Below are 10,906 nucleotides of genomic sequence, written 5' to 3'. Positions count from 1 at the left end.
GGAGCGGGGGGCCCCCCCCCCCGGGGGGGTCACCCCCCGGCCGGGCCCGGGCCCCCCCCCCGCCACCGCACCCACGGGGCGGCACGGGCGGGCGAGACCGACGGCCCGCGCCCCGGCCCGCGCCCCCGCCCGGGGCGCTCGGCACCGTTGCGTCCGTACCTCTCGCGTGCGCACTTCTTGCGTGAGGCATCGCGCGCGTAGGCGCCTCTTGCGCGCCCACCCCTGAGTCCGGTGCGGGGTGGACACAGGGGGCCCGCTCCGACTGCGGTCGGGTGCCGACCGGGCCACGTTCCGGCCCCGTTCGGGCGTCGGCCGGGCCCGCTCAGGGGTGCGCTCAGACATCGACCGGACCTCGCTCCGGGCCCTGTTCAGGCGCCATTTCCAGCCATGCGCCCGGCCTGCTCGCCGCTGCCCCGTAGGGCCCGCGTGCAGGCTCCTTCAGTACGTGCCACGGCGCTCCGTGTGGGCCGGCTGTGGCGCCCCGTACCCGCTCCGTTCCCGGCCCTTCGGCGCGTACGGGCCGTGGGCGATGCGCGGCGAACGGAGCAGGTACGGGGCGCCGCGCTACGGGTGTCGTCCGGGGCCGTGCGGGATGGCGCGATCAGGGCGGGGAGTGCGGGGGAGGGAGCGTACGGGGCCGGTACGGGGTCGAGATGTGGGCCGAGGCGTGGGGCCGTCAGTGACCGGGTTCGCACCGCTGGAGCGGTGGGGCCCGGTTCTTTTCCGCCTACTTACTCAACGGGTGATGAATTATTGTGACGGAGGGCCTACGCTGGTCTAAGCGGAGAAAAACCATCCAGCTACGGGGGCGTGGTGGCCGTCGCCCTGCGGTGCCGGGCGCTCGCCGCCCTCCCCGCCCGGGTTGCCTGCCGGCCCGCGAAGGAGGAGCCGTGACCACAGAGCCCACCACGGCGGGCGGTGCCCAGCCGCCGCCGCGCATGCGGGCCGACGCGTGGCGCAACCGGGAACAGATCCTGCGCGCGGCCCGGGAAGTCTTCGCCGAGTACGGCCCGGGCGCCCCGCTGGACGAGATCGCCCGGCGGGCCGGCGTCGGCGCGGCCACCCTCTACCGGCGCTTTCCCGACCGCGCCGACCTGCTGCGGGCGGTGGCCGTCGACGTCTTCGCGGCGCTCCGCGAGGCCGCGTCGGCGGCGCAGCGCGATCCCGCGGAGCCCTTCGAGGCGCTCCGTACGTTCCTGCACGCCGCGCTCGACCTACGGCTCGGCTCCGTCATCCCCGGCCTCATCGGACAGATCGCGCTCGACGAGGTCGTCGGCGGAGCCCGACAGGATGCCGCCGACCCCGTCCAGGAGTTGATCACCCGCGCCCACGCCGCCGGGACGCTCCGCCCCGACGTGCTCTTCGGGGACATCGCCCTGATGCTCATGCGGGTCTCCCGGCCGCTGCCCGGCGGCCCGTTCGCCGAGGACGGTGAACTGGCCCACCGCCAACTGGAGATCTACATCGACGGCCTGCGCGCTCCGGGGCGCGAGGGGCAGCGCGCGCCGCTGCCGGGCCCCGCCGTGGGTCTCGACTGGTTCAAGCGCATCAGGGCCCGGGTGATCGGCGCGCGCTCGCCCGCCGAGCCTGCTCTGACACGACCGACGGCCCCAACGGTGGCCCCACCCACGGCCTGACCCACGGCCCGAGCCGCGACCTGGCTCATGGCCCCACCCACGAAGCCCGGCGCGGCTCGGGCAGCACAGAGAGGCAAGCAGATGCCCGCTAGCGACCACGGACCCGGCGATGCGGCCGGGTCGACCTCCGCATCCGCACCCGTACCGACAGCACGGTCCGACCCCGCGGCCCACCCCGCCGACGCGCATCCGCGACGGTGGATCGCCCTGCTCTTCGTCGGCCTGGCCCAACTGATGATCGTGCTCGACATCACGATCGTGAACATCGCCCTGCCCTCCGCCCAGCGCGACCTCGGCATATCCGACGGGGACCGGCAGTGGGTCATCACCGCCTACACCCTCGCGTTCGGCAGCCTCCTGCTGTTCGGCGGTCGCATCGCCGACTACACGGGGCGCCGTCGGGCCTTCGCCATCGGCCTCGTCGGCTTCGCCGGGGCCTCCGCGCTCGGCGGCGCGGCGGGCCACTTCGGCGTCCTGCTCGGGGCCCGTGCGCTGCAAGGCGCCTTCGCCGCACTCCTGGCCCCGTCGGCACTGTCACTGCTCGCGGTGATGTTCACAGGAGCGAAGGAGCGAGCGAAGGCGTTCGCGATCTTCGGCGCCGTCGCGGCCGGCGGCAGCGCCATCGGCCTGGTGCTCGGCGGCTTCCTCACCGAGTACCTCAACTGGCGCTGGTGCCTGTACGTCAACGTGCCGATCGCCGTGGTGGCGGTCTGCGGCTGGTACACGCTGCCCACCGACGCCCACAGCGGCCGGAGCCGCGCCAGGTTCGACGTCCCCGGCGCCCTGCGCGCCGGCGCCGGCCGGGTGGGCGTCGTCTACGGGTGCAGCGAGGCGGAGTCCGCCGGCTGGGACTCGGGCCGGGTGCTCGGTCTGCTGACGGCCGGTGTGCTGCTGCTGGTGGCGTTCGCACTGGTGGAGCGGCGGGCCGCCACGCCCCTGCTGCCGCTACGGGTCATCGCCGACCGCACCCGGGGCGGCGCCTACCTGGCGGTGGGCCTGTCGATGGTCGGCATGTTCGCGATGTTCCTGTTCCTCACGTACTACCTCCAGACCGTCAAGGGCTACTCGGCCGTCGTCACCGGCGTGGCCTTCCTGCCGATGACGGCGGGCGTCCTGTTCGCGGCGGGTGGCGTCGCGGCGCGCCGCATTCCGAAGGTCCCGCCGCGCGTGCTGATCGCCCCCGGGCTGCTGCTCTCCGCCGCGAGCGTGGCCTGGCTGATCCCGCTGACACCGGACAGTTCGTACGCGGCCCGGGTGCTGCCCGCGGAGATCCTGGTCGGCATGGGGCTCGGCCTGGTGATGGCGCCGGCGATGAACTACGCCACGCACGGCGTGCGCGCCGAGGACACCGGCATCGCCTCCGCTTCGGTCACCACGGCGCAGCAGGTCGGCGGCTCGATCGGCACCGCACTGCTCAACACGATCGCCACCAGCGCCACCGCCGACTACCTGGCCGCCCACCACCCGCCGACCCCCGAGGTCGCCCAACGGGCCCTGACGGAGGGGTTCTCGGACGCCTTCGTGGTGGCCGCCGTGATCCTGGCCATGGCCGCCGTGCTGGTGGCGGCCCTGATGAACACCCCGCGCCCCACCCGCGACACAGCGGCGAGTGCCGAACCGATGGCCACGCACCTGGGCTAGCGCCGGCGCGGGGATGCCTGCGGCGGGCGGGACACGGGGCCCGCCGGCCGGGGCCAGGACGGTCGCGTACCAGCTGGGGCCAGGACGGCCGCGGGCCCGCACGGAGCGGCCGGGGCCACGGCCCGACGGACGCACGGAGCCGACAGAAACCGAAACCGCAGCCAGAGCGGGCCGCAGGCATGCCCCACAGCACGAGGGGGACGTACCGAGACCTCCTGAAGACGTGAAGTCGTGAAGACGTACGGAAACGGACAGTGGCTAGAGAGGAGAACGTCATGACACAGGTAGCGCCCACACCACGGGACGCGCGCCACGGAGCGCTCAGGGGGCTCGCGGAGACCTCACTGTGGGTCGCGTTCCTGCGCGAGCTGGAGCAGCGCCGCACGGACCGGCTGTTCGACGATCCGTACGCGCGCGTGTTCCTGGACGCAGCCGGAGGCGCGGACACCTTCTGGAGCGAGACGCCCGCGGCGGCGTCGAGCGCCGACTTCCGTGAGCTGATGGCCGACCAGGTGGCGGTGCGCACCGCGGCACTGGACGCCGCGCTGCTGACGGCCGCACGGGCGGGCCGCACCCAGGTCGTGCTGCTCGCCTGCGGGATGGACGCCCGGGCGTACCGGCTCGACTGGCCGGCGGGCACCCGGGTCTTCCAGGTGGACTTCGCACCGGTACTGGAGTTCCGGAGGCAAGCGCTGCACACCACCGGAGCGAGCCCGCGGTGCACGCTCGTGGACGTCGTCGCCGACCTCAGGGAGGACTGGGGCGCCACGCTCCGTGCGGCCGGGTTCGACCCCACGGCGCGCACCGCATGGCTGGCCGAGGGCCTGCTGTACGGGCTGCCGTCGGTCGCGGCCGACGGGCTGCTCGACGCGATCGGGGCGCTCTCGGCGCCCGGCCGCACGCTCGAACTCGACCACGGCGAGGACGGCGAACGGCTGCGCGCCGCCCGTACCGCGATCTCCGCCGAGTTCACCGACCTGTGGCACGGTGGCCCGCGCACCGACCTGGACACCTGGTTCCGCCAACGCGGATGGGCGCCGGAGCTGCGGGACATCGGACTGGTCGCGGCGGACTACGACCGCCCCACGCCCCGGGCGTTCGACCCGTTGCTACCGGGTACGGGCCGCGGCTGGCTGATCCATGCCATGCGCCGCCCCCTTCCCGCCGGGGCCGACCCGCAGCCACAGCGGGGGTAGCGCCTTCCTGGCGGGCTGGCTCCGTCGGTTTCGACCCCGTTGCGCTGGCTCCGTTGTCGGGGTGCCGGCCCGGTCTTGAGGCGTTGTACCGGTGGTTGTACGGGCCACGGGGCATCGCGCGCCCGCCCGTGCCCCGCCCCTCCCCGTGCTCCGTCCACCGGGCCGCCCGCGCCGCTGTCCGCCGGCCTGTCCGTCCGCCCGGGCGGCCTCCCCAACCCCCGGCCCTCTGCCGGCGGGGAGGAAGGGCGCACGGGGCCCGGCATACGCCAGTCTCGCCGGCAGGCGTTAACTGCGCGTCAGCCGCGCCTTCTTCAGGGCCATGTGGAGCAGCAGCCGGTCCTCGCCTGCGCCCAGGTCGAGGCCGGTGAGCTGCTCCACGCGCGACAGCCGGTAGTACAGCGTCTGCCGGTGGATGCCGAGCGCCTGGGCGGTACGGCCGGCCTGGCCGGCGCGGTCGAGGAACTCCTCCGCGGTACGCGCGAGTTCGGCGTGGACGTGTTCGAGCAGCGGGCGCACGGCGGGGTCGGGGGCCGTGCACGGCAGTCCGGTGAGGAGGCGGTACGGGCCGACGTCGGCCCAGTTGGCGACCGGCCCGAGCCGTTCATCGGCGCGCGCCCCGCGCCCCCCCGCCCGCGCCGCCCCCCCCGGGGGCCGCCCGGCCGGGGGGGCGCGGCCGGCCGCCCCCCCCCCCGCCCCCCCCCGCGGCGGGCCCCCCGCGCCCCCCCCCGCCCCCCACCCCCCCCCCCCCGCGGCCCCGGGGCCCCGCCCCGCCCCCCCCGCGGCCAGCGCCTCCCGCCAGGCGGCCGGCAGGTCGGAGAGCTCGCGCCGTACGTCACTCACACCGGCCGCCGCGCTCCCGCCCCCGGGCCCCGTGCTCCGTGCCGGACCCCCGTCGGCGTCCCCGCCCCGTGCCCCGTGCCCCGTGCCCCGCGCCTCCGGTCTACCGCTCCGTGCTCCGTGTTCCGCGCCCCGTGCGGCGCCCTCCGTACCGCGGCGCCCCGTACCGTCCGTGGCGTCGTCACCTGACGGGGCGGCGGGGCCGGCTCCGTGCCCCGTGCCCCGTCCCGAACCGCCGCCGACGTCGGCGCCCCGTGCCCCGTGGGCTGCGCCCCGTGCTCCCTGCCGGGCCTCCGTCGGTGTCCCCGCCCCGTGCCCCGTGCCCGCACTCCGTACCCCGTGCTCCGTCGTGCCCGGTGCGTCGTTGCGCGCTCCGTTTCCGGTGGCCGTCGCGCGCGGGGAGCGCAGGAGTTGCTCCGCTGCTGCCAGGGCCGGGTCGACGGACGCCGCGGAGCGCAGCCGTACCAGGGCCGCGAGGCTCGTGCCCGGGTTCGGCCCGCCGGCCGCGCCGCCCTGGCCGCCCGACGCCCCGGGGCGCGCCTGATCGGCGATGGCGCAGACGGCGGCCAGCCCCGGCAGGTTGGGCAGTGGGCCGGCCTCGGCGGGGTTCTCGGCGTCCCACGGGGTGACCGCGACGATCGCGAGCGGGCCGCGCGCCGCCGAACGGAGCGCGGCCCGTAGCCCCGCCTCCGCCTCGTCCCGACCGCCGGACGGCCCCACCAGGAGGGCCCGCAGCAACACCCCGAGCTCCGCCCCGCTGCGGGCCTCCGCGGCCAGCAGGGCGCCGATGCGCGCCGTCGTCTCCATGGCCTGGGTGAGCCGCGGGTCGGCCGGGGCGCCGGGGCGCCCCAGTTCGAGGTCGGAGAGGTGGCCGTCGTCCAGGAGCCACACGTAGCCGTGCACGATGCCCCGGTGCCGCACGGGCAGGCAGATGCGCCCCATGAACACCCCGGCCGCGGGGTCCGGCGGAATGCGCAACGGGGCTTGCGCGCGCGCGATGCCGAAGCCTTCGAACCACGCCCGTACCGCGGCCGTCGAACGGCGCTGGAGGATCGACCGGGTCCGCACCGGATCCATCGCCAAGTCGTCATCGCTGTCGTGCACACCGAAGGCGATCAGCCCGAAGTCCCGGTCCTCCAGGGTCGCGGGGGCGCCGAAGATCGCCGAGATCTCGTCCACGAGTTGTTGGTAGTCGCCGCGCATCCGTCGCGTGGCCCCCTTCGATGTGTCGTGTGCCGTCCGGGCCCCCGGACTCCGCGCTGCCCGGCGCGCCCCGTACGGGGCGGTGTCCGGGCGGTGCGGGGCGTGTGGGGGAGGGGGAGCGGGCGGCCCCGGCCCGGGCCTCCCACTGCCTCCTTCTCCGCCCCGCTCCACCTCTTGCTTGCTGCCTGCTGCCTACGCTTACTGCCTGGTGCTGGCCGTGCACCGCCTCGTGCTCGCTGCTTCGCGGCTCTGCGCGCTCTTCTCCCGTCTCCACCGGCAGCCGCCCCGTTTCCGGCGCCTGCCCGGCCCCGCCGGCGCCGCGCTCCGGGGCGCACCCCGTCGCGCCTGGCCCCGCCGTGTCGGGTCCCACCGCACCGGTCGCACCGCCGCACCGTGGGGCACGGCCCCGTCGTCCTCAGCGCACCCGTCGTACCCCCTCTGTACGGGGCCGCCGGGCCGCCCCGTCGTGCGGGAGCCTCCCGCGCGTACACGCGCGAGGAGCGGCGCGTGCGGACCGGGCAACGGCCGGTGCCCCGGAGCCGCACGCGACCCCGTGCCGACGCCGGTGCCTGCTCCGTCCCGATGGTTGCGCCGCACTCCGCGGAGTGTCGCGCCGGCGGCGCGGACCCGTCCCGTACGGCCCCCTCCGCGCCCCGTGGCCCCGCGCCCCGGCCCCGCCGCGCCGTGCCCCGTCGGTACGCGGCGCCCCGCAGGCGGCGTACGCCCGTACGGGCGACCCGCACCCACATCACCAGCCGTCCGACCCGTTGCCGGAGCGGCGACGGACCGCCCCGCTGTGCGTCTGTCCGACTGGTAGACGGACCGCTCCATGCCCAGCCGACAGAGCGAACGACAGGTCGACAGGCAGACCGACTGACGGGCCGACTGCGGGCCGGTCGGACAGGCGGAAGCGGCCACAGCCACGGTCGAACCAGCCGCAGCCACAGCCGAACCGGCCGCACCCCCAGCGCGGCCCCCCGGCCGGGCGGCCGGCGGGCACGGGTGCCAGACGGTGCGGGCGCAGTGCCAGACGGTGCGCGCCCGGCCCCGGGAGCGCCGCTGCGAGAGCACTGGCCGGATCTCGACCAGCGCCCCCTGCTTCGCCCCGGCGTACGCCCGGCGGACAACGAAGTGCATCACCGACACCATTGTCATACATCTGTCTGAGATCTCAGCCACCGATGCGTGACAGGTGTCGATGGTCGTGCACCGGATCTGCTCCTTAGGTTTCACAGTGGCTCACCTTGCCGTCGTGGCCATCGGCCGCCCGGTGCGATCAGCCTTGACAAGAACAACCGCAACGTGGAGGTGCCCCGTGCTGGGTCCCGTGCTGCTCGCTGCGTCCCGCAGCGACGCCATCCGCCGTATCGTCTCGGCCGCGCCGGTCACCCGCCCCATGGTGGACCGTTTCGTCGCGGGTGAGCTCCTGGACCCGACCCTGTCGGTCATCCAGGGCCTGACCGAGCGCGGCCTCGACGTGACGATGGACTTCCTCGGCGAGGACATCACCGACCCCGCCGAGGCGCGCCGCAACCGCGACGCCTACCTGGCCCTGGCCGAGTCGCTCGCCCCGCTGGGCCTCGGCGCCCGTACGGAGATGTCGGTCAAGCTCTCCGCGTTCGGCCAGGCGCTGCCCGGCGGGCACGACCTCGCGCTGGCGAACGTCACCCCCGTCGTGGAGGCCGCGGCCGAGGCCGGCATGAACGTGGCCCTCGACATGGAGGACCACACCACCACCGACTCCACGCTGGCCATCCTCAGCGAGCTCCGCGAGCGCTTCCCGCAGACCGGCGCGGTCGTGCAGTCCTACCTGTTCCGCACGGAGGAGGACTGCCACGCGCTGGCCACCGAGGGCTCGCGGGTCCGCCTGGTCAAGGGCGCGTACAAGGAGCCGGCCGACGTCGCCTTCCAGGACAAGCGCGAGGTCGACAAGGCGTACGTGCGCTGCCTGAAGATCCTCATGGCGGGCGACGGGTACCCGATGATCGGCTCCCACGACCCGCGCCTGATCGCCATTGCGCAGGAACTCGGCCGCCGCAACGGCCGTAAGCTGGACGAGTACGAGTTCCAGATGCTGTTCGGCATCCGCGTCGCCGAGCAGGAGCGGCTGCGCGCCGAGGGCCACCAGATGCGCATCTACGTCCCGTACGGCACCGACTGGTACGGCTACTTCATGCGCCGCCTCGCGGAGCGCCCCGCCAACCTGGTGTTCTTCCTGCGCTCGCTGGTGAGCCGGGGCTGATCGCCCACACCGGGCCCACGGGTCCCACGGCGGCTCCGGCCGCCCCGTGGGGCGCGCCGCGGCCCGGCCCCGTAGGCCCTGCTCGGCCGCCCCGTCGCCCGATGGCTGGCGGCCGAGAAGAGTAAGACTGGCAGGGGCACCCGGCGTGGCCGGTGGTTCCCCGTCCGGCCCGCACCGGTCCGCCCGGCAGACCGCCGCGGCGGCCCCGGTGCACACGGCGCCGGCCGACCCCGCGGGACGGGGCCGGAACGGAGCCGGCGCGCCCCGCGCCCTGGTGGCCCCGTGCCGCCGCCCTTACGTTCCGTACGCAGAACGTTTTCGTACGCAGACCCGACGATCGAAGGAGACACGGCCATGGACGCTGTGACCCAGGTCCCCGCGCCGGTGAACGAGCCGGTGCACACGTACGCACCCGGCACTCCCGAGCGCGCTCGCCTTGAGATCAAGCTCAAGGAGCTTGCCGAGAACCCCATCGACCTGCCGATGACCATCGGTGGCGAGAAGCGGCTGGGTGGCGGCGAGCGCTTCGACGTCGTGCAGCCGCACAACCACGCCGCCAAGCTCGGCACCTACGGCAACGCGACCGCCCAGGACGCGCAGGACGCCGTGGACGCCGCGCTGGCCGCCGCTCCGGCCTGGCGCGCGCTCGCCTTCGACGACCGCGCCGCGATCATTCTGAAGGCCGCCGAGCTGCTTTCCGGCCCCTGGCGCGAGACGCTGGCCGCCTCCACCATGCTGGGCCAGTCCAAGACCGCGCAGCAGGCCGAGATCGACACCCCGTGCGAACTGGTCGACTTCTGGCGCTTCAACGTGCACTTCGCGCGCCAGATCATCGCCGAGCAGCCGATGGCCAACGCCCCGGGCGTGTGGAACCGCAGCGACCACCGGCCCCTTGAGGGCTTCGTCTACGCGATCACCCCGTTCAACTTCACCGCCATCGCGGGCAACCTGCCGACCGCTCCGGCGCTGATGGGCAACACGGTCGTGTGGAAGCCGTCCCCGCCCCAGACCCACGCCGCCGTGCTGCTGATGCAGCTCCTGGAGGAGGCCGGGCTGCCGAAGGGCGTCATCAACCTGGTGACCGGCGACGGCATCGCCGTCTCCGAGGTGGCCCTGAACCACCCCGACCTGGCGGGCATCCACTTCACCGGTTCCACCAAGACCTTCCAGTACCTGTGGAAGACGGTCGGCACCAACATCGACAAGTACAAGACCTACCCGCGGCTGGTCGGCGAGACCGGCGGCAAGGACTTCATCGTCGGCCACCCGTCCGCCGACCCGGCGGTGCTCAAGACGGCGATGACCCGTGGCGCCTTCGAGTTCCAGGGCCAGAAGTGCTCCGCGGCCTCGCGCGCGTACGTGCCGCGGTCGCTGTGGGAGAACGGCCTGAAGGAAGAGTTCGCGGCCGAGGTGAACGCCCTGACCATGGGTGACGTCACCGACCTGACGAACTTCATGTCCGCCGTCATCGACGAGCGGTCCTTCGCCAAGAACAAGGCGGCCATCGACCGCGCCAAGGCCGACCCGACCATCGAGGTCGTCGCCGGTGGCACCTACGACGACAGCGTGGGCTACTTCGTCCGCCCGACCGTCCTCGTCTCGACCGACCCCGAGAACGAGATCTTCAAGGACGAGTACTTCGGCCCGATCTTGGGCGTCTTCGTCTACGACGACGAGAAGTACGACGAGATGCTGACCCAGATGGAGTCCGCCTCGGCCTACGGCCTGACCGGCTGCGTCATCGCGCAGGACCGCGCCGCTGCCGCCGCCACCTGCGAGGCACTGCGCTTCGCCGCGGGCAACTTCTACATCAACGACAAGCCGACCGGCGCCGTCGTCGGCCAGCAGCCGTTCGGTGGCGGGCGCGCCTCGGGCACCAACGACAAGGCCGGTGCCAAGCAGAACCTGATGCGCTGGACCTCCACCCGCTCCATCAAGGAGACGCTGGTCCCGCCGACCGACTACCGCTACCCGCACATGGGCTGATCCAGCCCCGCACACCGGCCGGCCCACCCGCTGGGCCGGCCCGGGGGCCCCCCGGGCCCCCCCCCCCGGCCCGGGCCCCCCCCCCCGGGGGCCGCGGTCGAGTACTCCACCAACCGGCCGCCGGTGAACTCCACCCCGAAGTCCGGCCCCCGCACCCCGATGCC

The 10,906-nt window shown here is 74.7% G+C and carries 7 protein-coding genes; 5 read left to right on the top strand and 2 right to left on the bottom strand.

Translation table 11 applies throughout. The features are described 5' to 3' along the window. Nucleotides 1-890: 890 nt before the first annotated feature. The 3 genes from AAHZ94_RS19015 to AAHZ94_RS19005 all read left to right on the top strand — a co-directional run bounded on the left by AAHZ94_RS19015 (nucleotide 891) and on the right by AAHZ94_RS19005 (nucleotide 4,474). Nucleotides 891-1,637, top strand: coding sequence for a TetR/AcrR family transcriptional regulator (locus AAHZ94_RS19015; protein WP_349994162.1), 747 nt, complete (start codon nucleotides 891-893; stop codon nucleotides 1,635-1,637). A gap of 81 nt (nucleotides 1,638-1,718) precedes the next feature. Continuing rightward, entirely contained in the window at nucleotides 1,719-3,278 is a 1,560-nt protein-coding gene (locus tag AAHZ94_RS19010; RefSeq protein ID WP_349994161.1) for an MFS transporter, read from the top strand. Between the two features lie 275 nt (nucleotides 3,279-3,553). Continuing rightward, nucleotides 3,554-4,474 (top strand): SAM-dependent methyltransferase, encoded by a 921-nt coding sequence (locus tag AAHZ94_RS19005; protein ID WP_349994160.1) that lies wholly within the window; start codon nucleotides 3,554-3,556, stop codon nucleotides 4,472-4,474. 285 nt (nucleotides 4,475-4,759) lie between these two features. Here AAHZ94_RS19005 and AAHZ94_RS19000 read toward each other — a convergent pair whose 3' ends face one another. Beyond that, a complete protein-coding gene (locus tag AAHZ94_RS19000) occupies nucleotides 4,760-6,514 on the bottom strand; it encodes a helix-turn-helix domain-containing protein (RefSeq protein WP_349994159.1) in 1,755 nt (584 codons plus the stop codon). Nucleotides 6,515-7,829: 1,315 nt separating this feature from the next. Here AAHZ94_RS19000 and AAHZ94_RS18995 point away from each other — a divergent pair. After that, the gene (locus AAHZ94_RS18995) at nucleotides 7,830-8,756 is read left to right on the top strand and encodes a proline dehydrogenase family protein (protein WP_349994158.1); all 927 of its coding nucleotides are present in this window, start codon (nucleotides 7,830-7,832) and stop codon (nucleotides 8,754-8,756) included. A 354-nt stretch (nucleotides 8,757-9,110) separates the two neighbouring features. Next, complete coding sequence (gene pruA / locus AAHZ94_RS18990; RefSeq protein WP_349994157.1) at nucleotides 9,111-10,742, top strand: L-glutamate gamma-semialdehyde dehydrogenase; 1,632 nt, start codon at nucleotides 9,111-9,113, stop codon at nucleotides 10,740-10,742. Here pruA and AAHZ94_RS18985 read toward each other — a convergent pair. Beyond that, a partial coding sequence (locus AAHZ94_RS18985) for a hypothetical protein (protein WP_349994156.1) occupies nucleotides 10,724-10,906 on the bottom strand: 183 nt, incomplete at its 5' end. The genes pruA and AAHZ94_RS18985 overlap by 19 nt on opposite strands.

It is taken from the genome of Streptomyces sp. HSW2009 (assembly GCF_040240285.1).
In the GTDB taxonomy this organism is placed as follows: domain Bacteria; phylum Actinomycetota; class Actinomycetes; order Streptomycetales; family Streptomycetaceae; genus Streptomyces.
This window is presented reverse-complemented; position numbering and strand designations above follow the sequence as displayed.